Raw genomic sequence first — 23384 nt, 5'->3', positions numbered from 1 at the left:
CTTGACATACCACCACTCGGCCGCCAGAATGTCAAGCACGCTTTACATCAACAAGGGCATTCCCATGAATCAACTCCAGGCCAAGCGCCGCTATTTCAAGGAACTGGGCTTCTCGATGGCGCTGTATGCCGTACTTCTGGCCGGCGCGCTGTGGCTCAGCCTCGACATGCAGCCCGGCGCCCTGCGCACCGTCGTGCTGCTCACGCCCATGCTGGCGTTTCTGCTGGCGCTGCGGGCCGTGGTGCGCGCCGTGCGCCAGTCCGACGAATTCATCCGCAAGACCACGCTGGAACACCTGGCCATTGCCGCCGCCGTCACCGCCGGCGTCACGTTCACGTATGGCTTTCTGGAAATCGCCGGCTTTCCCAAACTGAGCATGTTCGTGGTCTGGCCGCTGATGGGCGGCGTCTGGGCGTTCACCACCATCGTCGACACGTTGCGCCATCGATGAAAAACTGCATCCGCGAACTGCGCGCCGAGCGCGGCTGGAGCCAGGCCGCGCTGGCCGAACGGCTGGACGTCTCGCGTCAGACCGTCAACGCCATCGAGACCGGCCGATACGACCCGAGCCTGCCGCTCGCCTTCGCCATCGCCCGCGTGTTTGAAACATCCATCGAATCGATCTTCCAGGAAGGCTAAGGCGCAATTTCCGGCATGGCGCCGACGCGGGGATCGGCGTTAACCTAGCGGACCCGCCGTTCGCGGCGACCGCAGTCCCTAGCGGAAGTCCCCATGCCCTACATGCTGCTGATCGTTGAACCGGTGGGCCAGCGCGCCCAGCGCACGCCCGAAGAAGGGCGCGAGGCCTATGCGCAGATGGTGCGCTACGCCGAATCCCTGCAATCGCGCGGCCTGCTGACGCGCGCCGAATCCCTCAAGTCCGATGCGGAAAGCGTGCGCCTGCGCGTGCGCGACGGGGAACGCCAACTGATGGACGGCCCCTACGCCGAGGCCAAGGAAATGATCGGCGGATTCTTCCTTCTGACCTGCGAGTCGCGCGAAGAAGCGTTGGCGCTGGCCGCCGAATGCCCCGCCGCGCAGTGGGCCACGGTTGAAGTCCGGGAGTTGGGGCCCTGCTTCATGTAGGGCGAGTGACGGCCTGCGCAAATGCGCGGGGCCAGACCGGCCCTGCTTTCCCGGCCGGCCGCCGCCACATCAGCAATTGCCCTTTTTGGCCTGTCCAGGCGGACAGAAGCCGCCCCGGCCGCCGCCGTCATGCGGATCGACAACCACGGAGCCTTGCGGCGTGTACACGGCACAGCCGGACAAGACGGAGACGATGAGGGCAAGACTGCACAGAACTTTCATGGTGTTGCTTCAGGGTGGTTAAGGACGCTGCGAGTGTATGGGACACGCCTGCAACAAGGCCTGGACCTTCGTAACCGGGTGCTAGGCGCCCCAGACACCTCGGCTGACTCAGTATTTACCCTAGGCGCGCTTTGTTGTTGTCGATCCACTGCCGCGCCGTTCGTCGTACCTGTACAAGCGCCCCTTACGGCCTTGCTATCCCTCCCCTGGAGACCTCAGATGCGATTCATGATCATCGTCCGGGCCACGCCCGACAGCGAAGCCGGCAAGATGCCGGACGACAGCCCGCTTGCCTCGATGGCGACCTATCACGAAGCCCTGGTCAAGGCCGGCGTGTTGCTGGACGCCAATGGCCTGCACCCGACCTCCAAAGGTTGGCGCGTGCGGTACGACGGCAGCGGCGAACGCAAGCTGCTTGACGGGCCGTTTGCCGAAACCAAGGAACTGATCGCCGGCTACACGATGATCCAGGTGCGTTCCCGGGAAGAAGCAATGCAATGGGCGATGCGCTTTCCGACGCCCTTCCCCGGCCAGGACTGCGAGATCGAGGTGCGCCAGGTATTCGAGCTGGACGACTTCGAGCCCAGCAAGGAAGTCGAGCGCTTCCGCCAGATGCCGACGCCGAACGTCTGATTTCCCTGCGCACCACCCCGAACAATCAAGCGAGACACGTCATGCACAAGCAGATCTTCGTCAACCTGCCCATCAACGACATGCAGAAGTCCCAGGCATTCTTCAAGAAACTGGGCTACAGCTTCAATCCCGACTTCACCAACGACCAGGGCGCCTGCATGGTCGTCGGCGACAACCTTTACGTGATGCTGCTGGTGAAGGACTTCTTCCAGAGTTTTACCGGCAAGCCAGTGGCGGACGCCACGCAGACCACGGAAGTGCTGGTCTGCCTGTCCTGCGAAAGCCGAGCCGAGATCGACGACCTGGTGGCGCGGGCCGTCGCCGCGGGCGGCACGGCGCCGCGCGCGCCGCAGGACCACGGCTTCATGTACGCGCACGGGTTCGAGGACCTGGATGGGCACATCTGGGAGTTCGCCTACATGGTTCCCGGCGAAGCGACCGGCGCATGACGCAGGCGGCCACGCATCGCGCCATCGAGGCGGTCTGGCGGATCGAGGCCGCCAGCGTCATCGCGGGGGTGGCGCGTCTGGTGCGCGACGTGGGACTGGCTGAAGAGCTGGCCCAGGATGCGCTGGTTGCGGCGCTGGAGCGCTGGCCCCAGACGGGCGTGCCGGACAATCCCGGAGCATGGCTCATGACCACCGCGAAGAACCGTGCGCGTGACCGGCTGCGGCTGGATGCGCTGCACACCCGCAAGCACGAGCAGATCGGCCACGAGCTGGAAGCCTTGCAGGCCGACGTGGAGCCCGACTTCGTCGACGCGCTGGATGCGGCGCGCCAGGACGACATCGGCGACGATCTGCTGCGGCTGGTCTTCACCGCCTGCCATCCGCTGTTGTCCACCGAGGCCCGCGTGGCGCTGACGCTGCGCCTCTTGGGCGGGCTGACGACGGCCGAGATCGCGCGCGCGTTCCTGGCATCGGAATCGACCATCGCGCAGCGCATCGTGCGCGCCAAACGCACGCTGTCCGCCGCCAATGTGCCCTTCGAGGTGCCCTCGGCCGCCGACCGCGCGCCGCGTCTGGCCTCGGTGCTGGAAGTCATCTATCTGATCTTCAACGAAGGCTATTCCGCGACCTCGGGCGATGACTGGATGCGGCCGGGCCTGTGCGACGAAGCGCTGCGCCTGGGCCGCATTCTGGCGGAATTGACGCCGTCGGAGGCCGAGGTGCATGGTCTGGTCGCACTGATGGAACTGCAGGCGTCGCGCCTGCATGCGCGCACCGATGCCGAGGGCCGGCCGGTGCTGCTGATGGAACAGGACCGCCGCCGCTGGGATCCGCTGCTGATCCGGCGCGGGCTGGCGGCGCTGGACCGGGCCGATGCGCTGGGCGGCGCGCGTGGGCCCTATGCGCTGCAGGCCGGCTTGGCTGCCTGTCACGCGCGGGCCCGTACGCCCGGGGAAACCGACTGGATGCGAATCGTGGCGTTGTACGATGCGCTCGCCCAGGCGGCGCCGTCACCCGTGGTCGCGCTGAACCGCGCCGTCGCGATCGGCATGGCCTTCGGCCCGCAGGCCGGCCTGGATCTGGCTGACCAGTTGGCGTCGGAGCCCGCGCTGGCAAACTATCACTGGCTGCCCAGCGTGCGCGCCGACCTGCTGGCCAGGCTGGGCCGCAAGGCCGAAGCCCGCGCAGAATTCGAACGCGCGGCCGGCATGACCCGCAACGCCCGCGAACGCGAGCTGCTGCTGGCGCGCGCGCGGGAAATGTCCGGGGAAACGGGCGACGTCAGCGGCGATTGAGGGAGCGCGACGCTGCCTCGGGCCCGACCGTCTGGCGCCGATTCAAAACACCGAATTATTAGACGACGTATAATTTTTAACGTCGTTTAATTATTTTGGTTTGATCATGCCCGACTCCCATCTCCTCCTGCCCGGCGCGGACGCCACCGACATCGGCCGCCGCGAACGCAAGCGCCAGCAGACGGTGGACCATCTGACACAGACCGCCTGGCGCCTGTTCGAAGCCCTCGGCTACGACGCCGTCACGATGGAGCAGATTGCCGCGCAGGCCGACGTGTCCAAGGGCACGCTCTACAACCACTTTCCCGTCAAGGAGGCGCTGCTGGCGCAACGCTTCCACGGCGAGCTGGCCGGGTCGCTGACGACGCTATGGCCCGCGCTTCAAGCCCTGCCCACCTTCGCCGAACGGCTGACGCGGCTGCTGCACGCATCGGCGGATTGGGCCGAATCGCACCGCGCTTACCTTGGCCCTTATCTGCGTTACCGCTTCGCCACCATGCAGGCGGGCACGCAGAACGACGAGCGCCATTCGCGTAGCGGCCTGCACCGCGTGTTTGCCGCGCTGATCCAGAACGCGCAGGCCGCCAACCAGGCCCGGTCCGACATGGACGCCGAATTGCTCGCCCATCATCTTCAGTTCCTTTACCTGGGCGCCCTGCTGCGCTGGCTGGACCAGCCCGGCGCGTCGCTTCAGCAGGAATTCGACGCCGCCATAACCTTGTTCGTGCACGGTATTGCCGGGAGCGCGGAATGACTGCCTTGGTGCTGGACTGGCCGGCCGCGGCGCAGGCCGGTCCGCAAGCGGCGGGCGGCAAGGGCTGGCAGTTGGGCCGCATGGCGCAGTTTGGCGTGCCGGTGCCCGACGGCTTCGTGCTGGCGGCGCAGGCCAGCGCCGGGCACCGGCCCGGCCAGGACCTGCCGCCGGCCATCACGCAAGCGCTGCGCCAGGCGTTGCATGAACGCGGCTGGCTGGACCGTCCCCTTGCGTTGCGCTCGTCGGCGCCGCAAGAGGATTCCGCCGGCGCGTCGTTCGCCGGCATCCATTTGTCCTGCCTTAACGTGCGCGGACCCGATGCCGCCGAGCAGGCGCTTGGACGTATCTGGGATTCGCTATGGACGCCGCAGGCGCAGGCTTACCGGCAGCGCCTTGGCCTGCCGATCGACGGCGCGGGCGGCATGGCGGTCGTCGTCATGCCGATGATCGAAGCACAGGCGTCGGGCATCGCCTTCACCATCGACCCCGCCACGGGCCGCCACGACGAGATGATCATCCACGCCAACTGGGGCCTGGGCGAATCGCTCGTGAACGGCGAGGCGGACGGCGATGACTACCGCCTGCGCGAAGACTATCTGCGCCAAGCCTGGCCGGTCGTTTCGCGACGCATCGGCGCGAAACGTCACGCCACGCAGCCCGCCGCCACCGGCGCAGGCACACAGTTGACCGACACGCCCGCCGCCCGCGCCGCGCAAGCCGTGCTGACCGACGCGCAGGCTGAGACGCTGGGCGACATTGCCCGCGACGCCGCCCGCGCATTGGACTACAGCGGCGCGGCGTACGACCTTGAATGGGCCTGGGACGGCGACCGGTTCTGGATCGTGCAGGCGCGCCCGGTGACCGCGTCGGCGCGCCACACCTATCCCGCGCTGCAAGACCAGCCGGATTACTGGTCGCGCGGCAATACCCGCGAGGTCCTGCCGCAAGCCATGTCAGCCCTGGAATGGGACGCGGGCCGCGTCATGGCCCAGCGGATGCTGACCTGCGGCTTCGAGTTGAGCGGTTACCGCACGCTCCCCGGCGTGCCCCTCGCCGCACTGTTCCAGGGGCGCGCCTATCTGAATGCCTCGGTCATCCAATGGGTCGGCCATGACGCGCTGGGCGTCAGTCCGCGCGACATGAACGCGTTGCTGGGCGGCCCGCAGCCCGAGATCCGTGTGCCACCGGTCACCGCCATGCAGCGGCTGCGGCACGGCCTGCGCATCGTGCGCTATCTGCGCCGGGCCGCGCCGCTGCGCCGCCAGGCCGCCACCGATCTGCCCCGGCTTCTGGCCCGCGCCCAGGAGTGGCTGGACGCGCCGCTGCCCGCCTCCGACGCCGCGCTGGGCGCGCAGTTGCGCGAGCAATTCCAGACCGTCCTGGCCGCGGATCAATTGTTCTTCTTGCAGGGTTCGGGCGGCGGTGCGCTGTCCAAGCTGCTCGACATGGTGGAAAAAGCCGTGCCCGGCGAAGGCCACGCGTTGACCGCCGCGCTGATGGCAGGCGGCGACCCCAGCGTGACCGCCGAGCAAGGCTATGCGCTCATGGCGTTGGCGCATTTGGCCGAACACGATGCCCAGGCGCTCGCTTGGCTGCGCGCGCCGAACCGCAACGATGCCGCGTGGGCGGGGACATTACCCGATGACAGTCCATTCAAGAAGGCTTTTGCCGACTTCCTGCATCGTTACGGTCACCGCGCCGTCTACGAAACCTACTTGCGCAATCCGCGCTGGCGCGAAGCGCCCGGCTATCTGCTGGACAGCATCCTGAATCTGATCGGCGCCGATCCCGCCGCCCTGCGCGCCCGGCAGGACGACGCCGCGCGGCAGGCGTGGCAACGCGTTCGCCGCGCCTTGCCCTTCTGGCAGCGGCCGCTGGCCACCATGCTGCTGACGGCATCCCGCCTGGAAGGCAACCAGCGCGAGGCCGCGCGCAGCGTGCTCGTGGCGTATCTGGCCGTGGCGCGCAAGCGTGCGCTGGAACTGGGACGCCGCAACACCGGCCCGGACGGACTCGCGAACGCCGACGACATCTTTCATCTGGATGCGGCCGAGATCTTTGCACTGGCGGATGGCCGGATGGATGCCGCCGCGCTGGGCCGGCGCGCAGCCGCCCGGCGTACGCAATTGCAGGCATGGACCGCGCTGCCGGACATTGACGTCATCACCGAACACGCAGACCACGCCGCACCGCCTGCGCCAATAACCGCGTCTGTTGCGGCCGCATCGCGCGATTCCTGGCGCGGCACGCCGGTGGCGGGCGGACGCGCACGCGGCCGCGCGTTCGTGGCGCGCTCGCCGGACGAAGGCCTGTCCATGCCCGCCGGCGGCATTCTGGTCGCGGCGTCTTCCGACCCCGCGTGGACGCCCCTTTTCCTGCGCGCGGGCGCTGTCGTGATGGAAGTCGGCGGATATCTGTCGCATGCCGCCATCGTGGCGCGCGAGTTCGGCGTGCCGGCCGTCGTCAGCGTCCACGGGGTTCTGCAAGGGGTCGCCACCGGCGACATGCTGGAAGTCGATGCCGTGAAAGGCGTCGTCACCCGGCTGCGGGAGGAAGCCCCGGACTGAACCCGCCTACCCTTGCGCGGCCGTCGCCAATTCGAACTGAAACACCGCTCCGCCCCCCGCTCCGTCCACCAGCCGGATCTCGCTCTGGTGCAGTTGCAGAATCCGCTGCACGATGACCAGTCCCAGTCCGCCGGCCTCGCCCGGCCCGCGGTTCAGCGCCGACGCCCGCGTGAACAGCCCGGCGCGCAACGCCTGCGGAATGCCCGTCCCTGAATCGCTGACCTGCACCTGCACCCGGTTGCGCGACAGGCCAAGCTGCAATGCAATCTGTCCGCCCGGCGGGCTATGCCGGATCGCGTTGTCCAGCAGGTTCGTCAGCACGCGTTCGATCAGCCCCAGATCGGCGCGCACCGGCGGCAGCGCCTGCGCAATGTCCGTGGTCAGATGCTGCTGACGCGCCTCGGCCGCCAGCTCGAACTTCTGCATCACGTCCTGCACCAGTTCCGGCAGCGAAAACGTCTCGGGTTCCAGGCGCACCAGGCCGGACTCCAGCCGCGCCAGTTCGAAGAGTTCCTGCGCCAGCCGGCCGACCTTGCGGCTTTGCGCCAGCGCGATGTCCAGATAGCGGCGGCGTTCGGCGGGATCAAGCGCCTCATCCTTTAAACGCAGCGTTTCCAGATAGCCATGCAGCGACGTCAGCGGCGTGCGCAGGTCGTGCGAAATATTGGCGACCAGATCGCGGCGCTGCTGGTCCTGCCGCGTCAGCTCGCGCCACTGATCCGAGATCCGCCGGCCCATCTGCGCAAACGTGCGCCGCAGCACCGCGATCTCGTCGCCGTTGCGCGCCGATTGGTCCGCCGGCTGTTCCAGCGCGGCCAGCGCCTGGCCGTCGTCGCCGTCAAAGGCGCGCACCGCTCGCGTCAGCGACCGCAACGGCCGCGTGATGAGCGCAAACGCCGCCAGCCCCGCCACCAGCCCCAGCAAGGCCACCAGCGCAATCGACCACAGCGTCGTGCGCAGCACCGACGTGCGCGACACGTCCATCGCCAGCGCATCATGCGCCTGGCCCTGCAACACCACGTAGACATACCCCTGTTCGCGGCCATCCACGCGCACCGGCGCCGCGCTGAACACCTTTTGCGCGTCAAGGCTGCGCGGATCATCGCCCGTGATGGGCAGCATGCCGCCGGCCAGCAGCCGCTTGACCGGCGCCAGGTCGACGCGATCACGCTTGATCTGTCCAGGCGGCGCGGCGTCGCCGACGATGCGGCCATCGTTGGACAGCAGATAGACCTCGACCGCCGGATTCACCGTCATCAGCATGTCGAACATCGAGCGCACGGCATCCGGCTTCCAGCCGCCCGCGTCCATCAGTTCGGTGGACCCCGCGATGTGCTGCGCCAGGCCGCTGGACAGCCGCTGCACGACCTCCTGCTCGTAGCGCGAGTTGGCCGCGATCTGCAGCCACGCGGACGCGCCGCAGCACGCCAACAGCAGCAGCGCAAAGACGCCGGACAGGCGCTGAGTCAACGTGAATCGCTTCATGGCTGCACCCCGGGCGCCGCCGCGAACTTGTAGCCGCGGCCCCAGACCGTCAGGATGCGCTGCGGGTTGGACGGGTCGGCCTCGATCTTGGTGCGCAGCCGGTTGATGTGGGTGTTGACCGTGTGCTCATAGCCTTCGTGCTGATAGCCCCACACCTGATTCAGCAGGTCCATGCGCGAAAACACCTTGTCCGGATGCCGCGCAAAGAAATGCAGCAGATCGAACTCGCGCGGCGTCAGATCCAGCCGGCGGGCGTCGACATCGACCGTGCGGGCGATCGGATCGATCGACACGCCATGCACGGCCAGGCTGCCGGCGTCCTGGCGGGCGTTACGTTCGATGGCATCACTGCGGCGCAGCAGCGCCCGCACGCGCGCCACCAGTTCCAGCATCGAAAACGGCTTGGCCAGATAGTCGTCCGCGCCCAGTTCCAGGCCCAGGATGCGGTGCACCTCGCTGGAGCGGGCGCTGGTGATGATGATGGGGATGTAGCGCGCCATCGCGCGCGCCCGCTTGCAGATTTCCAGGCCGTCGATGCCGGGCAGCATCAGGTCCAGCACCAGCGCGTCCCAGCCGCCTTCTTCCAGCAGGCGCATGCCCGCGTTGCCGTCGGCCGCGTGTTCCACCGCGTAGCCCTCGTCGCGCAGATGCAGGCGCAGCAGTTCCGCGATGTGGGCGTCGTCTTCAACTATCAGTACGCGGCGGGACGTATCCATGGGGCAACCTGGGGCGTGATCAATGCGCCTATTGTCGCCAATCGGCGCGGGGCAAAGTTAACGATTAATTTAACTTTGCGTGAGGACTTCGGTATGGGCCAGGAGGAAGAATGCCTCCATCGACAGCCCACCGGAGACCGCCATGCTGGCCCGACCCGCCCTCAACAATACGCCGCTTGCCCCGCCGGTGTCCGCGCTGTCGCCCGCCGCGTCACCGTCCACCGCCGCCGAGTCCGACGCGAAAAAACGGACTGGCCAGCCGGCGCCTCCGGCTATCTCCCCCGTCATCCACCCCCGCTGGCTGCGCGTGACGCACTGGTTGAACGCGCTGGCCGTCGTCGTCATGGTCATGAGCGGCTGGCGCATCTACAACGCCGCGCCCTTTTTCGATTTCACCTTTCCCAACGGCATCACGCTGGGCGGGTGGCTGGGCGGCGCGCTGCAATGGCACTTTGCCGGCATGTGGCTGCTGTTTGCCAATGGCCTGCTCTACCTGGCGCTGAACGTCGCCACCGGCCGCCTGTGGCGCAAATTCCTGCCGGTCAGCCCCGGCGGCGTAGCGCGCGACCTGCTGGCCGCGCTGCGCGGCAGGCTCTCGCACGCCGACCCGCGCCGCTACAACCACGTCCAGCGCCTGGCCTACCTCTTCGTGATGGCCGACATTGCCGTGCTGATCCTGTCCGGACTCGTGCTGTGGAAGTCCGTGCAATTCGACCTGCTGCGCGACCTGATGGGCGGCTATGAAGCCGCACGGCGCGTGCATTTCTTCGCGATGGCCCTGCTGGCCGGCTTTGTCGCCGTGCACCTGGCGATGGTCGCCCTGGTGCCCCGCAGCCTGCTCACCATGATCCGCGGCAAATAAGGAACCCGCCATGACCGAAAAACGCCGCCTCCTGCCGGGCCTGGACGCCCCGGCCATCCTGCGCGAAGCCGGAAAGCTGCTGGACAAGCGCGTCGAGCAGCCCTCGCGCCGCGCCTTCCTGCGCCGCGGCCTGACGCTGGGCGGCCTGGCCATGCTGTCCGGGTGCTCGCTGTCCGACGACGAAAGCGTCGAACAGGCGCTGTCGGCCGTCTCCCGCTTCAACGACCGCGTGCAGGGCTGGATCTTCGACCCCGCCAAGCTCGCGCCGACCTATCCCGAATCCATGATCACCCGGCCGTTTCCCTTCAATGCCTTCTACGGCATCGACGACGTGCCCCAGGTGGACGAGGCATCGTTCCGGCTGGAGGTCACCGGCATGGTGGCCGACAAGCGCCGCTGGCGGCTGGACGAACTGCGCGCCATGGCGCAAGTCGATCAAGTCACGCGGCACATCTGCGTCGAAGGCTGGAGCGCCATCGGCAAATGGGGCGGCGTGCCGTTTTCGGCGTTCTTGAAGCGTGTGGGCGCCGACCTGTCCGCCAAGTACGTCGGCTTCAAGTGCGCCGACGACTACTACACCAGCATCGACATGCCCACCGCGCTGCACCCGCAGACCATCCTGGCCCTCACGTACGACGGCCGGACGCTGCCCCCCGAATACGGCTTCCCCATGAAGCTGCGCATGCCCACCAAGCTTGGCTACAAGAACCCCAAGCACATCCAGGCGATCTTCGTCACCAACACCTACCCGGGCGGTTACTGGGAGGACCAGGGCTACAACTGGTTCGGCGGCAGCTAGGTGATTTCCCGCTTTTTTTCACTGTCAAAAGGAACGCATCATGAACAAACTCACCACCGCCGCATTGTCCGTGTGCCTGGCCCTCGGGGCCACGGCCGCTTACGCTGCCGACACCATGGGCAAGGAAGGCATGAGCAAAAGCGGCATGTCCAAGGAAGCGCCGGCGCAGGACGGGATGAAGAAGGACGGCATGTCGCACGACGGCATGAAGAAGGATTCGATGTCGCGCGATGGCATGTCCAAGGGGTCGATGTCGAAGGATTCCATGTCCCGCGATTCGATGTCGAAGGGGTCGATGTCGAAGGACGGCATGTCGAAGGACGGCATGTCGAAGGACGGCATGTCGAAGGACGGGATGTCGAAGGACGGGATGAGCAAGGACGGCATGCAGAAGTAACGCTCGCGCCGGGGCCGCGCCCGCCGGCCCCCGGCTCGAACCATTCGCACGGAACTCGCCATGAACCTCACACGCAGACATTTCCTTGGCCTGGGCGGCGCCGCGGCAGCCGCCGTGGGCATCGCCCCGCTGCTGGTCACGCGCAGCGGCCCGGCACAAGCCGCCACGCCCGCGGCCAGCTTTCCCTACACCCTCACCGACGCCCAATGGCAAGAGCGCCTGACGCGCGAGCAATACCAGGTGCTGCGCCGCGACGGCACGGAACGGCCGTACTCAAGCCCGCTCAACGACGAACACCGCAACGGCACCTTCGCCTGCGCGGGCTGCGAACACCCCTTGTTCTCGTCGTCCACCAAGTTCGATAGCGGCACCGGCTGGCCCAGCTTTTGGCAGCCCCTGCCCGGCGCCGTCGGCGAGACCCGCGACCGCAGCTTCGGGATGACCCGCACCGCCGTGCATTGCGCCAACTGCGGCGGCCACCTGGGGCACGTGTTCGACGACGGCCCTCGACCCACCGGCCTGCGCTACTGCATGAACGGCGTGGCCATGACCTTCGCCCCGCAAGCCTGATCCGCCACCGCATCGCTACAAGGACCCGACATCATGTCCAAGCACCCCACCCTCCGCCGTCTCTGCGCCGCACTTGCCACCGCGGGCGGCCTGATCGCCTCGACTGCTGCGTCCGCCGCCGAACGCGCCTTCATCATCCCCCCGCCCGCTGCGGAGCAGCCCGCTAATGCTTCCGCGGCGCCCGCCACACAGGAGAAAGCCGTCATTGCCGGCGGCTGCTTCTGGGGCGTGCAGGCGGTCTTCCAACACGTCAAGGGCGTCAGCAACGCCGTCTCGGGCTACGCCGGCGGCCAGGCCAACACCGCCAACTACAACGCGGTCAGCAGCGGCCGGACCGGCCATGCGGAAGCGGTGGAAATCACCTATGACCCCGAACAGGTCAGCTACGGGCAACTGTTGCAGATCTATTTCTCGGTCGCGCATGATCCCACCCAGCTCAACCGCCAGGGGCCGGATCACGGCACGCAATACCGATCCGCCGTGTTTCCCGCCAACGACAGCCAGCGCAAGGTGGCCGAGGCCTATATCGCGCAGTTGAACAAATCGGGGGTGTATCCGAAGCCGCTGGCAACCACCATCGAACCGCTGCAGGCGTTTTATCCGGCTGAGGACTATCACCAGGACTATCTGGTGCGCAATCCGAACAGCATGTACATCGTGATCAACGATGTGCCCAAGGTGGAGAACCTGGCGAAGACGTTTCCGGATGCATGGCGGGACAAGCCGGTGCTGGTGAGCGCGAAGGACAGATAGCGCTGGGGGGAAGCGCAGGCGCCCCGGGCCGGCCCTATCGTAAACTTCAGCCACTTTGGGATACGGAGGGCGGCCTGCGGAGGTCGCCCTTCGGACACCGTTAACTCTCGAAATTTGGCCCGCGCGCAAGACGCGCCGCCGCTTCGCCCGAGGCCCCGATGGTAGGTTCGCAAGTCCGAGTGACGTTGTCATTGATCGCGCCAGCACTGCTGCTGATCTTCGGACTTACCTTCCTTGCCATCTGGTTCTTCTTCCAGCGCAAACGCTTCCTGCTGCACCTTGCCGCAGGCTGTATGACATTTGCCTGTGGGGCGATTTCACAAGTCCTGTACGTGCCCCGCGACACGGGTCTCAATGCGCTCGTCTCGGGTTTTCTATACACGGCTGCAGGATGTCTGGTGGTGCAGGGCGTTCTCGATCGCGCACGCATTCGCGTGCCCTGGGCCGCATTTGGCCTGTATGCGGCGGCCATCATGGGCGCGCTCTGGTACTTCTTCTATATCGATCGCAACCTGCTTGTCCGCGTTTATGTGCTGAATGCGGGCTTCGGACTGCTGTTCTGCTTTGCCGCGTGGCGCATGCGGCGATCTTCGCGTCAGCGTCCGGTCGACAAGGCGCTTTTCTTTGTGGTGTTGCTTTTCGGCCTGCATTTTCTGCCGCGCACACTGCTGAGTATGGGGACGCTGGCGCCACAAGGCGCCCTTGCCTTTGCCGACTCGCCGTTTTGGCAGATGTTGCAGCTTTCGCTTGCGGTATTCAGCGTCGCGCTGGCGCTCACGCTGCTGGTTGCGATCGCCGCCGACGCCATTGACGAGGTCCGCAAGGAAGGCGACAAGGATTGGCTGACCGGCGTCTATAACCGGCGGGGCTTCGAAGCGCGCGCCCGATCGCACATATCGAATGGCAACGCTGCGGTGGCGCTCATCGTCTGCGATGTCGACAACTTCAAACGCATCAACGACCTGCATGGCCACCAAAGCGGAGACAACGTGCTCAAGCAAGTGGCCAAGGCCCTCAACGACGCGGTGCGCAAGCACGACGTGCTCGGGCGCATTGGCGGCGAGGAATTCGGCATCTTCCTGCCAGCCACCGAGCCGCCCGAGGCCCTGCGCTGCGCGGAACGCCTGCGCGCAGCCGTTGAACAGAGCGTGCGGGATCCGAGCGACGAAGCGCCGGTCACGATCAGCGCGGGCGTGGCGCACACGGATCGCGCCGAGTCCTGGGAAGTCATGTATCGGCGGGCTGACGCCAAACTGTATCAAGCCAAGCGGGCGGGCCGGAACCGGGTCGAGGCAGAGTAAAATCCGCCCCCCATGCGCTTTTCCGACTTCACCCATCGCCTCACCGCTCTTGGCGCCCTGCCCGTTCACCGTGGCCGGGTCGTGCGCGTCTGGCTGAACGGGCAAGCGCTCGACACCGGCACCCGGCGGCGTAGCGCCGAGCACTTTCTGCCTCTGGCCCTACGTGACGCCATCCCCGAGGTGACGGCGGAACTGGACAGTCTTGCCCGGATCCGCTCCGAACACGCGGGCAGCGACGGCTCGCGATTGCTTGTCGAACTGGCCGATGGGCAGATGGTGGAAAGCGTGCTGTTGCCGCGCGATGGCCTGTGCGTTTCCACGCAGGTTGGCTGTGCGGTCGGCTGCCGCTTCTGCATGACCGGCAAGAGCGGGCTGATCCGTCAGGTCACGAGCATGGAAATCCTTGCCCAAGTCGTGCTGGCGCGGCGTCAGCGTGCGGTGAAGAAGGTTGTCTTCATGGGCATGGGCGAACCCGCGCACAACCTGGACAACGTGCTCGAAGCCATCGACCTGCTCGGCACGGAAGGCTATATCGGCCACAAGAACCTTGTGTTCTCGACCGTGGGCGATCAGCGGGTGTTCGACGCCCTGCCGAAACAACGCGTCAAACCGGCGCTGGCGCTGTCGCTGCATACGACCAAGGCCGACCTGCGCGCCCACCTGCTGCCGCGCGCGCCGAAAATCACGCCTGAAGCCCTGATTGAACTGGGCGAACAATACGCTCGCGACACGGATTACCCGATCCAGTATCAATGGACGCTGCTCAAGGGCATCAACGACGGCGACGACGAACTCGATGCCGTCGTGCGTCTGCTCAAGGGCAAGTACGGTGTGCTGAACGTCATCCCGTTCAATAGCCTCGAGGGCGATGACTACCAGCGCCCTGATGCCGAGCGCATCCGCGAGATCGTCCGCCATCTGCACGGCCGTGGCGTCCTGGCCAAAGTCAGGAACAGCGCCGGGCAGGACGTGGACGGCGGCTGTGGCCAGTTGCGCGCGCGAGCAGTCGGCGCGGCGCAGGTGGTTGAACTGCGCCGCAAGCCGGCGTCAGTTGCCCACGCAACATAAATCCTTGCGCGCGCCTGCGACACGCTCCACGCAAGTCAGGCCGGAAAGGGGCCTTCACACCTGCGCCCGCAGCCACCCCGCCACCGCCTGCACGGCCACCGACGCGTCCCGCTCCCCAAACATCGCCAGGTGATACGTATGCCCCTCGATCTCGGGCCCGAACGGCTGCACCAAATGCCCTGCCCGCAGCTCATCGTCCACCAGCGCCAGGCTGACCAACGCAATTCCGTGCCCCGCCACCGCCGCCTGTATGGCGTGCCCTTCATCTGAAAACCGCAACTGCCCGGCCTCGGGCGGCAGCGGACGCCCGGCCACCGCAAACCAGCGCTCCCACGTCGGGTTTTCGGGTTGCGCGCGTTTCCAGTCGAAGCGGATCAACGGCACCCGCCCCAGATCGTCCGGCGAGACAACGCCCAGGCGCGGATTGGCGACCGGTCCGAATCGATCGGTGAACAACGGCTGCGTCACCAGCCCGGGATACGGACCCCGCCCATACCGGATCGCGATATCAACCGAGGACGAGCGCAGATCGACAAGGTCGTCGCTCGCCTGCAATTGCAGGTCGATGTCGGGATGCTGGCGGCGGAAATCGGCCATGCGCGGCACCAGCCACTTCACGGTGAAGGCATTGGTGGCCGAGATGCTGACCTGCGCCCGCGTGCGCTGTTGCGTCAGCCGCGCCAAGGTCGCCTCGAACTTGTCGAAGCCGTCGCGCAGCACGGGATATAGCTGCGACCCGGTTTCGGTCAACGTGACCTTGCGCACCTGGCGATCGAACAGCGCGAGACCCGTCCCGGCTTCAAGCGCGCGGATCTGATGACTGACGGCAGTCGGGGTGACGGCAAGTTCCTCGGCGGCGGCCTTGAAGCTGCCCAGACGGGCGGCGGCTTCGAAGGCGCGCAGCGCAGAGAGCGGAAGGGATCGGCGTTGCATGGGCGGCTGCCTATGGATGAATTTTTCTCGTCTTATAGCTGACAAACGAACCTTTGTCACCGATTCGTCACCACCCTACATTGTCTTCACTAACCGGCACCCCACTCCCCCAATCCCGCCGGCCATAGATGAAGGAATTCGCATCATGCTCAAACAAGTCATCACCCAGCCCGACAACTACGCGCCTTTCCTGCTGTCGCAAGGCATCCAGTTCGGCAATCTGCTCTTCATTTCGGGTCAGGCAGGCGCCGCCGACGACGGGAAGATCGTGGACGGCGGCTTTCTGGCGCAAGGCGAGCAAGCCTTCCAGAACCTGCGCCGCGCACTGGAAGCCGGCGGTTCCAGGTTGAAAGACGTCATCAAGGTCACGATCTTTGTCACCGATATGGGGCATTTCGACGACGTGGTGGCGCTGCGCCGCAAGTTCTTCTCGGCGCCCTACCCGGCCGACACCATTGCCGAGATCAAGGCCCTGTACGATCCGGCCGCGATGATCGAGATCGAAGCCATCGCGGCGGTCCGCCAACCGGAGGGCCAGTAAGATGACCACGCTCGACAATCGTCTGCAGACCAACGCGCCGACGCTTCCCGCCATGCTGTTCACGCCGCTGCGCGTGGGCACGCTGAACCTGCCTAACCGGCTGGCCGTCGCGCCCATGACACGCGTCAGCGCCACGGCGGACGGCCGAGCCACGGCGCAGATGGCCGACTACTACGAGGCCTTCGCCGCTGGCGGCTTTGGCCTGGTGATCACCGAAGGCATCTATACGGACAAGGCGCATGCGCAGGGCTACCTGTTCCAGCCCGGTCTGGCGGACGATGCGCAGCGTGAGGCATGGCGACCCGTGGTGGATCGTGTGCATGCGCGGGGTGGACGCATCATTGCGCAGCTGATGCATGCGGGCGCGCTGTCGCAGGGCAATCCGCATCGGTCCCGGACCAAGGGACCTTCGGCCGTGCAACCGGCGGGACAGCAGATGACCTTCTACCGCGGCCAAGGGCCTTACCGGATGCCGGAAGCGATGACGATCGATGAGATTGCCGAGACGGTCGACGGCTTTGCGCAGGCGGCGCGCCGGGCGCAGGCGGCGGGATTCGACGGCGTGGAGATACACGGCGCCAACGGCTATCTGCTTGATCAGTTCCTCACTGCCCACACCAACCTGCGCGAGGATCGCTACGGCGGCAGCGTGGAAAACCGCCTGCGTCTGACGTTGGACGTGATCCAGGCGGTGCGGCAGTCGACGACAGCGGACTTTGTCGTGGGCGTGCGCAGTTCGCAGGGCAAGGTCAACGACTTCACCCACAAGTGGACGGGCGGCCAGGACGAGGCCGCGCGGATCTTCAGCACGTTGGGCACGCAGCCCATCGATTACCTGCACACAACCGAGTTCGAGGCCTGGCGCCCCGCATTCGGCGAGGCCGGTCCAAGCCTGGCGGCGCTGGCGCGCAAGCATGTCCCGGTGCCGGTGCTGGCCAATGGTTCGTTGCATGACGCCACGCGGGCCGAAGGCCTGATCGCCCGGCAGGAGGCGGACTTCGTTTCGCTGGGACGCGGCGCGCTCACGCATGCCGACTGGCCGGCCAGACTGCGCACCGGCAAGCCACAGGAGGAATTCGACCGGGGCCTGCTTGCGCCGATTGCCGACCTGGACAACGCGGTCCGCCATCGCGCGCAGGCTCAGGCTGCGTGACACCCGTGACAACCGCGTCACCCGCCCTGCCCGCGCAGTAGGCTACAGTGCTGGGTCGCCCTCAAGGCCCGCGGCGTCATCGCCGCGCATCAACGAATCCAGGAGCAGTACCGCAGTGAACGACACTTCCACGCCGGACACCGATATTTCCGACGCGCCCAAGGAACAGGAAGCCAGGCTCTGGCGCGACGACGGCTGGACCGCGCGCGTCATAAAGAACGAAGACGACGACGGCTGGGCCGTCGAAATGACGCTGGACGGACAGGCCGAGCCCGCGCTGGTCGGCCCGTGGACCATGGGCCGCGACAAGAAGAACCCCAAGCCGCTCGACGCGCCGGCCTTCCACACCCTGGTCAAGACGGCCAACGAAGTCCTGCGCCGCCACGAGCAGCAATTGCACGCCACGCTGCACAAAAGCGTGAAGATCGACACCGACGAAGGTCGCCTGACCATCAAGCTGGACATCGTGCCCGACGAGGACGAGCCCTATGCCACGCTCAGCGCCTACGACGAATTCGGCGATCAGCTCGCGCAGATCCGCGTGCCGCCGACGTACAAGCTGAACGTGCAGCGGGCGTCGGAATGGGCAGCGGGCGGCTTCGCCAGGCAGAGCTGATATTCCCGGCCTGTGAAGACTCCGCCCGAGCACGCGCCACAGCGTGCTCAGGCGGGCGGCTGCCGGGTAGTGAGCTGCCGCTTGTCGTCACATCGCGGCTTCTCTTAGAATGCGGATGATTCTCATTTTTCATGGTGCCGGGATTCTCCAGCCCCGCGACGCGCTGGAGGCAGAATGTCCGCGACTGAGTTTGCAGTGCCGCAACAGGGCATCGATGTCCTGTACGCGAATCACCATGGCTGGCTGAAAGGATGGCTGCGGCGGCGGCTGGGAAATTCATCCGATGCTGCCGATCTTGCGCACGACACCTTCATGCGCCTCCTGGTCCGCGGCGACACCGTCGAGGTGCGCGAGCCGCGCGCGCTGCTCACTACCGTGGCCCAAGGCGTGGTGTCCAATTTCATGCGGCGCCGCAGGATCGAAGAAGCCTACCTGGCCACCCTTGCCGACCTGCCCGAGCTTGAAACGCCCGGCCCCGAAACGCGCGCCATCCTGCTTGAAACCCTGGTCGAACTGGACCGCCGCCTGGATACGTTGGCCGCTCCCGTGCGCCGGGCGTTCCTGCTGTCTCAGTTGGAAGGCATGAAGCAGGCCGACATCGCCGCCACGCTGAACGTCTCCCTGGCCACCGTGCAGCGCTATATCGCTAAGGCCGCGCACCTTTGCTTCTTCGGCGCCTGAGCATCGGCACGGCCGCAGCCGCCTGTATCAAGAACGCCCCCTTACCCATGCCCAACTCGCCCGCGGACTCAAGCCCGACGGCCTTCCCCCAGCTTGAGGGCCCGCCATTGCCCGCCAGCGTCAGTCTGCGCGCCGTGGACTGGCTGGTCGCCCTGCAGGCGCCCGACGCCAGCGACGCCACGCGCGAGGCCTGCCGGCGCTGGCGCGAGGCAGACCCCGACCACGAGCGCGCCTGGCGGCACATCGAGACCTTTGGCCAGCAGTTGCGCGGATTGAACACGCCGCTCGTACGCGGCGCGCTGACGCGCGAGGGCCGGAACCGTCCCGCGCGGCGCCAGGCCGTCAAGGCGCTGGCGGTGGCGCTGTTTGCCGGCGGCGGCGCCTGGCTGGCGCGCGATAACCTGTGGCGCGGCTGGCTGGACTGGCAGTCCGATCACCACACTGCAGCCGGAGAACGCACGAGCATCCTGCTGGCCGACGCCAGCCGCATCGACCTGGACACGGCAAGCGCCATCGATGTCCGGTTTGACGGCTCGCAGCGCCTGGTCCGCCTGCTGCACGGCCAGATCCTGATCGCCACCGCGCCCGACCCGGCATCCCAGGCAGGGCGCCCTGCCCGTCCTTTTCTGGTGGAAACGGCGCAAGGCCGCGTGCGCGCCCTGGGCACACGCTACAGCGTGCGCCAGTTCCCTGGCCGCAGCCACGTCGCGGTGTTCGAGGGCGCCGTGGAGATCCGCCCCGAACACCAGGCGGATGCGCCGCGCGTCATTCACGCGGGCGAACAGGCGTCGTTCACCCGCGACGCCGTCGGCGCCACGCAGGTGGCGGACCCGCGCGATGCGTCATGGTCCGTTGGCATGCTGGTCGCGCAGGACATGCCGCTGTCCGACTTCATTGCGGAGCTTGCCCGGTATGTGCCCGGCCGGCTGGCCTGCGACCCCGCTGCCGGTCGCCTGAAGGTCTCGGGCATCTATCCGCTGGACGACACCGACCGGGTGCTGGACATGCTGCGCCGGACGCATCCGATCGAGGTCGACCAGGTGACGCGCTATTGGATCACCGTGCGCCTGCGTGACGCCTAGCGCCGCGCAGGCCGCCTCGACTCGCCGCGCTATTCATCGACCCCAAAAATTTTTCGCGCCAACATGAGGGGTTTCCGTTTCCCAAGTGGCAAACCTAATAGAAGCCACATTTTTTCACCGGAAACCGGACCACTCATGCCCCCCCGTCAGTCTCGGCGCGCCGCGCGCCTCATCGCACGCAATACCCTCGCGCTGGCGGCAAGCCGCGCCCTCTGGCTCACAGCATCGGGCATCGCCCTGTCGGCCGGAACGGATGCCGTACAGGCCCAGGCCAGCGCGAAAAGCTACGCGATCCCCGCCGGATCGCTGGAAAGCGCCCTGACCCGCTACGCCCTCGAAAGCGGGTTGATGTTGTCCTATTCGGCCACCGACATCTCGGGCAAGCGCAGTCCCGGCTTGCAGGGCAGCTTTGACGCGCCCGAGGCGCTGGCCAGGCTGCTGGCAGGCACCGGACTGGCTGCCCGGCCACAGCCGAATGGCGGCTACATCCTGCGTCCGGTGCCCGGCAGTCAGCCGGGCCAGGACGCCGCGCAGACCCTGCCCGCGGTGACGGTGACGGGCGTTGCCGAGGAATCCGCTTTCGGCCCGGTGCAAGGGTTTGTGGCCCGGCGCAGCGCAACCGCCACCAAGACGGACACGGCGCTGCATGAAACGCCCCAGTCCGTATCGGTGATTCCGCGCGACCAGGTTGTCGCGCAGGCGGCGGACTCGCTGGACCAGGCACTGGGCTACACCGCCAGCGTCCAGTCGCTGGAAGGCGGGGCGCTCAGGCACATCGGCACGGGCTTCACGATCCGTGGCTTCAACGTTACCGGCGCGGCTCCGTTGTACCTGAACGGCACCAAGTTCCCCATCAACTCGCTCAGCGGCGCCATCGAGCCCTACAACTTCGAACGCATCGAGCTGCTGAAGGGGCCGGCCTCGATCCTGTACGGGCAGGCCGCACCCGGCGGCATCATCAATCTGGTCAGCAAGCGCCCCACGGCGGAGCCGCTGCGCGAGCTCGAATTGCAGACCGGAAGCTGGAACAAGAAGCAAATTGCGATGGACCTGGGCGGTCCGGTCACCGAGGACGGCAATGTCCGCTATCGCCTCACCGGACTGGCGCGCAACAGCGACAGCATGGTCGACTACATCAACAACGACCGCACCTCGCTGGCCGGCGCGCTGGAGTGGCAGATCAGCGATGCCACGCTGATCACGTTCCTGGCCAGCTACAGCCGCACCGATAGCCCCTACGATGTGGGCAAGCCCCTGGAAGGCACCCTGCTGCCCAACCCCAACGGCCGCATTTCGCGCACGCGCTTCGTTGGCGAACCGGACTTCGACCGCTATGTCACAAAGGGCGCCACGCTGGGCTACCTGCTCGAACACAAGCTGAACGACGACTGGAAGGTGCGCCAGAATCTGCTGACCTACAAGCAGCGGGCCGACAATCAGTACGCCGGGGTAGACACGCGCGTGGACGCGTCGGCCCCGGCCCTGGCCACCCGCTATGCCCTGACGCGGTACGACACCGACAAGGGGCTGGCCGTGGACAACCAATTGCTGGGCAAGCTGCGCCACGGCAGCTTTGAACACACGCTGCTGTTCGGCATCGACTGGAGCAAGAACGAGTTCTCGCGCGCCCAGAGATCCGGCTCCATCGCGCCGCTGAACCTGTACCACCCCGTCTATGGCGCCCGGCCGGACCTCGGCCCCACCGGTTATGGCGAAGACAGCACGCGCCAGCTGGGCTTCTACGCGCAGGACCAGATCAAATTCAACGAACGCTGGATCGCGCTGCTGGGCGGGCGCTACGACTCCGTGCGTACCGAGTCGACGCCGGGCACGGGCGCACAAAACTCCCACGCCTTCACGCCGCGCGTCGGCCTGATGTATCTGTTCGACAACGGCTTGGCGCCCTACTACAGCTACAGCAAGTCGTTCCAACCCGTGACGGGACTGGACTTCGCCGCCAATCCCTTCAAGCCGACCACGGGCGTGCAGCACGAGATCGGATTGAAGTACGAACCCAAGGGCGTGGATGCGTCGATCACGTTCGCGCTCTACGAAATCACCCAACGCAATGTCCTGACCAGCGACCCTGACCACGTGGGATTCCTGGTGCAGACGGGCGAAGTCCGCTCGAAAGGCGCGGAAATCGAGGCCCGGGCCAGCCTGAACCGGCAACTGGACCTGGTGGCCGCCCTGGCAACGACGGACGCGCGCGTGGTCAAAAGCAATTTCGGCAACGAAGGAGCGCGGCCCGAATCGGTTCCTCGCAACATGGCATCGCTCTGGATGGACTACCGGTTTTCATCCGTGCCGGGCCTGAGCGCGGGCGTGGGCGTGCGCTATGTAGGCCGCCAGGAAATCAACGAAATGCCGATACCGTCGTACACCACGTATGACGCCGCGGTGCGCTATCAACTGGACAAGTGGCAGTTCGCGCTGAACGTGAAGAACCTGGCCAACAAGACCTACGTGGCCGCGTGCCCCTACACCTGCTATTACGGCGACGAGCGCAACATCACGCTGACGGCGCGCGTCAACTGGTAGGCCGCGTTCGTGTGGCAAACCGGGATTCGCGCCGCCCCGCTGCCTGCCCGTTCAGGGTTGCGTGGCGATGCCGGTTTCTGATGAAGGATCGACCGCGCGCAGCAGCCGGCCCAGGTGGCCGCTGCTGGAAAAACCCAGTTCGGCGCTGACTCTTGCCGCCGGTTCGCCCATCGCAAGCCGCTGGCGCGCGGCCTGCGCCAGGACCATGCGGCGCAATGAAATCGGAGACTGGCCGTAGGTCTCCATGCAGGCGCGCTGCAGCGTACGGGTGGTGGCGCCGAGCACGCTGGCCGAATCGGCGATCGCCGGCAACGGCTGCCCCGCTTCCAGCCGCTCGCGCAACAGTTCCAGCCATTGCCGCGCCAGCGGTAGCGGCGCCTGCGGCGTAATGATCTGACCGTGGATCCGGTGCGTCGCATCCAGTTGGGTGATCAATGCCTCCACCAGCATCGGCAACGCCGACGCCGACAACGCCGGCTTCCAGAGCGCATCCAGCATGGCCTGCGCCGCGCCATCCAATTGCAGCACGCCCCCCGCCCGGCAGGCCCGAAGCAATTCCGGAGCCAGATAGAGTTCGCCGTGCTGTTGCGAGATGCTCTCGGCGCGCGTGCTGTGCTCGACATGAGACGGCAACAGCAACGCCTGGCCCCGCACCAGCCGGCAGCGGCGGCGGGCGCCCGCCTCGTCCCGCCAGGCGCTGTCCAGGGCGCCGGCCCGCGGCCAAAGCAGCATGGCGCAGTCGTGCTCATGCCAATGGAAGGCATAACGCGGCTGCCGGCTGGCCGCCAGGGCGAAACCTGTCTGGGCGATGAGGTCCTGTTTGGAGGAAAGCGGGACGGAACGCGACATGGGGAGTGCGGGCGTGTGGTGCGCTGGGCGT

At 66.8% G+C, this 23384-nt stretch carries 25 protein-coding genes; 21 read left to right on the top strand and 4 right to left on the bottom strand.

Annotated elements, in window-relative coordinates; translation table 11 throughout:
* Nucleotides 1-64: 64 nt before the first annotated feature.
* The 8 genes from KW836_RS13670 (at nt 65) to KW836_RS13635 (ending at nt 7006) form a co-directional block, all read left to right on the top strand.
* The gene (locus KW836_RS13670) at nt 65-451 is read left to right on the top strand and encodes a hypothetical protein (RefSeq protein WP_175136724.1); all 387 of its coding nucleotides are present in this window, start codon (nt 65-67) and stop codon (nt 449-451) included.
* Complete coding sequence (locus tag KW836_RS13665; protein ID WP_175121827.1) at nt 448-639, top strand: helix-turn-helix transcriptional regulator; 192 nt, start codon at nt 448-450, stop codon at nt 637-639. The genes KW836_RS13670 and KW836_RS13665 overlap by 4 nt, the downstream gene beginning before the upstream one ends.
* A gap of 93 nt (nt 640-732) precedes the next feature.
* On the top strand, nt 733-1086 hold the full coding sequence (locus KW836_RS13660) for a YciI family protein (RefSeq protein ID WP_056570518.1): 354 nt from the start codon (nt 733-735) through the stop codon (nt 1084-1086).
* A gap of 441 nt (nt 1087-1527) precedes the next feature.
* Entirely contained in the window at nt 1528-1941 is a 414-nt protein-coding gene (locus tag KW836_RS13655; RefSeq protein WP_218343615.1) for a YciI family protein, read from the top strand.
* A 41-nt stretch (nt 1942-1982) separates the two neighbouring features.
* Nucleotides 1983-2390: a VOC family protein gene (locus tag KW836_RS13650; protein ID WP_175121831.1), complete on the top strand. Its 408-nt coding sequence runs from the start codon at nt 1983-1985 to the stop codon at nt 2388-2390.
* Nucleotides 2387-3685 (top strand): RNA polymerase sigma factor, encoded by a 1299-nt coding sequence (locus KW836_RS13645; protein WP_218343613.1) that lies wholly within the window; start codon nt 2387-2389, stop codon nt 3683-3685. Before KW836_RS13650 ends, KW836_RS13645 begins: the two co-directional genes overlap by 4 nt.
* A gap of 106 nt (nt 3686-3791) precedes the next feature.
* Entirely contained in the window at nt 3792-4439 is a 648-nt protein-coding gene (locus tag KW836_RS13640) for a TetR/AcrR family transcriptional regulator (RefSeq protein WP_218343612.1), read from the top strand.
* Nucleotides 4436-7006, top strand: coding sequence for a PEP/pyruvate-binding domain-containing protein (locus KW836_RS13635; RefSeq protein WP_218343611.1), 2571 nt, complete (start codon nt 4436-4438; stop codon nt 7004-7006). The genes KW836_RS13640 and KW836_RS13635 overlap by 4 nt, the downstream gene beginning before the upstream one ends.
* Nucleotides 7007-7012: 6 nt before the next feature.
* On the opposite strand, the gene KW836_RS13630 is transcribed toward KW836_RS13635, so the two are convergent.
* Nucleotides 7013-8491 carry a HAMP domain-containing sensor histidine kinase gene (locus tag KW836_RS13630; protein WP_218343610.1) on the bottom strand — a complete coding sequence of 493 codons (1479 nt, stop codon included), beginning with the start codon at nt 8489-8491 and terminating at the stop codon, nt 7013-7015.
* Entirely contained in the window at nt 8488-9207 is a 720-nt protein-coding gene (locus tag KW836_RS13625; RefSeq protein ID WP_218343609.1) for a response regulator transcription factor, read from the bottom strand. The genes KW836_RS13630 and KW836_RS13625 overlap by 4 nt, the downstream gene beginning before the upstream one ends.
* A 142-nt stretch (nt 9208-9349) precedes the next feature.
* Here KW836_RS13625 and KW836_RS13620 point away from each other — a divergent pair, with 142 nt between their 5' ends.
* The 7 genes from KW836_RS13620 (at nt 9350) to KW836_RS13590 (ending at nt 14957) form a co-directional block, all read left to right on the top strand.
* Nucleotides 9350-10069, top strand: a complete 720-nt coding sequence (locus tag KW836_RS13620; protein ID WP_218343608.1) for a cytochrome b/b6 domain-containing protein — start codon at nt 9350-9352, stop codon at nt 10067-10069.
* Between the two features lie 10 nt (nt 10070-10079).
* Nucleotides 10080-10868 carry a molybdopterin-dependent oxidoreductase gene (locus KW836_RS13615; protein ID WP_175136732.1) on the top strand — a complete coding sequence of 263 codons (789 nt, stop codon included), beginning with the start codon at nt 10080-10082 and terminating at the stop codon, nt 10866-10868.
* A gap of 40 nt (nt 10869-10908) precedes the next feature.
* Nucleotides 10909-11265 (top strand): pentapeptide MXKDX repeat protein, encoded by a 357-nt coding sequence (locus KW836_RS13610; protein ID WP_218343607.1) that lies wholly within the window; start codon nt 10909-10911, stop codon nt 11263-11265.
* A 60-nt stretch (nt 11266-11325) separates the two neighbouring features.
* On the top strand, nt 11326-11835 hold the full coding sequence (gene msrB / locus KW836_RS13605; protein WP_175136734.1) for a peptide-methionine (R)-S-oxide reductase MsrB: 510 nt from the start codon (nt 11326-11328) through the stop codon (nt 11833-11835).
* A 33-nt stretch (nt 11836-11868) separates the two neighbouring features.
* Nucleotides 11869-12588, top strand: coding sequence for a peptide-methionine (S)-S-oxide reductase MsrA (gene msrA, locus KW836_RS13600; protein WP_218343606.1), 720 nt, complete (start codon nt 11869-11871; stop codon nt 12586-12588).
* Nucleotides 12589-12773: 185 nt separating this feature from the next.
* Complete coding sequence (locus KW836_RS13595) at nt 12774-13889, top strand: diguanylate cyclase (protein ID WP_218343604.1); 1116 nt, start codon at nt 12774-12776, stop codon at nt 13887-13889.
* 12 nt (nt 13890-13901) lie between these two features.
* A complete protein-coding gene (locus tag KW836_RS13590) occupies nt 13902-14957 on the top strand; it encodes an RNA methyltransferase (protein ID WP_218343603.1) in 1056 nt (351 codons plus the stop codon).
* Nucleotides 14958-15011: 54 nt separating this feature from the next.
* Here KW836_RS13590 and KW836_RS13585 read toward each other — a convergent pair whose 3' ends face one another.
* The gene (locus KW836_RS13585) at nt 15012-15890 is read right to left on the bottom strand and encodes a LysR substrate-binding domain-containing protein (protein WP_218343602.1); all 879 of its coding nucleotides are present in this window, start codon (nt 15888-15890) and stop codon (nt 15012-15014) included.
* 145 nt (nt 15891-16035) lie between these two features.
* Between KW836_RS13585 and KW836_RS13580 the strand changes: the two genes are divergently transcribed.
* The 6 genes from KW836_RS13580 to KW836_RS13555 all read left to right on the top strand — a co-directional run bounded on the left by KW836_RS13580 (nt 16036) and on the right by KW836_RS13555 (nt 22504).
* Entirely contained in the window at nt 16036-16431 is a 396-nt protein-coding gene (locus KW836_RS13580) for a RidA family protein (protein WP_218343601.1), read from the top strand.
* Nucleotide 16432: 1 nt separating this feature from the next.
* Nucleotides 16433-17584 carry an NADH:flavin oxidoreductase gene (locus KW836_RS13575; protein ID WP_218343600.1) on the top strand — a complete coding sequence of 384 codons (1152 nt, stop codon included), beginning with the start codon at nt 16433-16435 and terminating at the stop codon, nt 17582-17584.
* A gap of 115 nt (nt 17585-17699) precedes the next feature.
* Nucleotides 17700-18200, top strand: coding sequence for a hypothetical protein (locus tag KW836_RS13570; protein WP_175121850.1), 501 nt, complete (start codon nt 17700-17702; stop codon nt 18198-18200).
* Nucleotides 18201-18374: 174 nt separating this feature from the next.
* Complete coding sequence (locus KW836_RS13565; RefSeq protein WP_175121851.1) at nt 18375-18881, top strand: sigma-70 family RNA polymerase sigma factor; 507 nt, start codon at nt 18375-18377, stop codon at nt 18879-18881.
* Between the two features lie 47 nt (nt 18882-18928).
* The gene (locus KW836_RS13560; protein WP_218343599.1) at nt 18929-19963 is read left to right on the top strand and encodes a FecR domain-containing protein; all 1035 of its coding nucleotides are present in this window, start codon (nt 18929-18931) and stop codon (nt 19961-19963) included.
* 135 nt (nt 19964-20098) lie between these two features.
* Nucleotides 20099-22504, top strand: coding sequence for a TonB-dependent siderophore receptor (locus tag KW836_RS13555; RefSeq protein WP_218343598.1), 2406 nt, complete (start codon nt 20099-20101; stop codon nt 22502-22504).
* A gap of 51 nt (nt 22505-22555) precedes the next feature.
* On the opposite strand, the gene KW836_RS13550 is transcribed toward KW836_RS13555, so the two are convergent.
* Nucleotides 22556-23353, bottom strand: a complete 798-nt coding sequence (locus KW836_RS13550; protein WP_175121854.1) for a helix-turn-helix transcriptional regulator — start codon at nt 23351-23353, stop codon at nt 22556-22558.
* Between the last annotated feature and the right edge of the window lie 31 nt (nt 23354-23384).

This window comes from Achromobacter sp. ACM05 (genome assembly GCF_019218915.1).
GTDB lineage: Bacteria > Pseudomonadota > Gammaproteobacteria > Burkholderiales > Burkholderiaceae_B > Achromobacter > Achromobacter animicus.
Note: the sequence above shows the minus strand (reverse complement) of the source record. Positions and strands in the feature narration are given on the sequence as shown.

Bases quoted from the DNA above. Each gene is read 5' to 3' on its own strand.
- KW836_RS13670 (WP_175136724.1), top strand. From the start codon at position 65: ATGAATCAACTCCAGGCCAAGCGCCGCTATTTCAAGGAACTGGGCTTC.
- KW836_RS13665 (WP_175121827.1), top strand. From the start codon at position 448: ATGAAAAACTGCATCCGCGAACTGCGCGCCGAGCGCGGCTGGAGCCAG.
- KW836_RS13660 (WP_056570518.1), top strand. From the start codon at position 733: ATGCCCTACATGCTGCTGATCGTTGAACCGGTGGGCCAGCGCGCCCAG.
- KW836_RS13655 (WP_218343615.1), top strand. From the start codon at position 1,528: ATGCGATTCATGATCATCGTCCGGGCCACGCCCGACAGCGAAGCCGGC.
- KW836_RS13650 (WP_175121831.1), top strand. From the start codon at position 1,983: ATGCACAAGCAGATCTTCGTCAACCTGCCCATCAACGACATGCAGAAG.
- KW836_RS13645 (WP_218343613.1), top strand. From the start codon at position 2,387: ATGACGCAGGCGGCCACGCATCGCGCCATCGAGGCGGTCTGGCGGATC.
- KW836_RS13640 (WP_218343612.1), top strand. From the start codon at position 3,792: ATGCCCGACTCCCATCTCCTCCTGCCCGGCGCGGACGCCACCGACATC.
- KW836_RS13635 (WP_218343611.1), top strand. From the start codon at position 4,436: ATGACTGCCTTGGTGCTGGACTGGCCGGCCGCGGCGCAGGCCGGTCCG.
- KW836_RS13630 (WP_218343610.1), bottom strand. From the start codon at position 8,491: ATGAAGCGATTCACGTTGACTCAGCGCCTGTCCGGCGTCTTTGCGCTG.
- KW836_RS13625 (WP_218343609.1), bottom strand. From the start codon at position 9,207: ATGGATACGTCCCGCCGCGTACTGATAGTTGAAGACGACGCCCACATC.
- KW836_RS13620 (WP_218343608.1), top strand. From the start codon at position 9,350: ATGCTGGCCCGACCCGCCCTCAACAATACGCCGCTTGCCCCGCCGGTG.
- KW836_RS13615 (WP_175136732.1), top strand. From the start codon at position 10,080: ATGACCGAAAAACGCCGCCTCCTGCCGGGCCTGGACGCCCCGGCCATC.
- KW836_RS13610 (WP_218343607.1), top strand. From the start codon at position 10,909: ATGAACAAACTCACCACCGCCGCATTGTCCGTGTGCCTGGCCCTCGGG.
- msrB (WP_175136734.1), top strand. From the start codon at position 11,326: ATGAACCTCACACGCAGACATTTCCTTGGCCTGGGCGGCGCCGCGGCA.
- msrA (WP_218343606.1), top strand. From the start codon at position 11,869: ATGTCCAAGCACCCCACCCTCCGCCGTCTCTGCGCCGCACTTGCCACC.
- KW836_RS13590 (WP_218343603.1), top strand. From the start codon at position 13,902: ATGCGCTTTTCCGACTTCACCCATCGCCTCACCGCTCTTGGCGCCCTG.
- KW836_RS13585 (WP_218343602.1), bottom strand. From the start codon at position 15,890: ATGCAACGCCGATCCCTTCCGCTCTCTGCGCTGCGCGCCTTCGAAGCC.
- KW836_RS13580 (WP_218343601.1), top strand. From the start codon at position 16,036: ATGCTCAAACAAGTCATCACCCAGCCCGACAACTACGCGCCTTTCCTG.
- KW836_RS13575 (WP_218343600.1), top strand. From the start codon at position 16,433: ATGACCACGCTCGACAATCGTCTGCAGACCAACGCGCCGACGCTTCCC.
- KW836_RS13565 (WP_175121851.1), top strand. From the start codon at position 18,375: ATGTCCGCGACTGAGTTTGCAGTGCCGCAACAGGGCATCGATGTCCTG.
- KW836_RS13560 (WP_218343599.1), top strand. From the start codon at position 18,929: ATGCCCAACTCGCCCGCGGACTCAAGCCCGACGGCCTTCCCCCAGCTT.
- KW836_RS13555 (WP_218343598.1), top strand. From the start codon at position 20,099: ATGCCCCCCCGTCAGTCTCGGCGCGCCGCGCGCCTCATCGCACGCAAT.
- KW836_RS13550 (WP_175121854.1), bottom strand. From the start codon at position 23,353: ATGTCGCGTTCCGTCCCGCTTTCCTCCAAACAGGACCTCATCGCCCAG.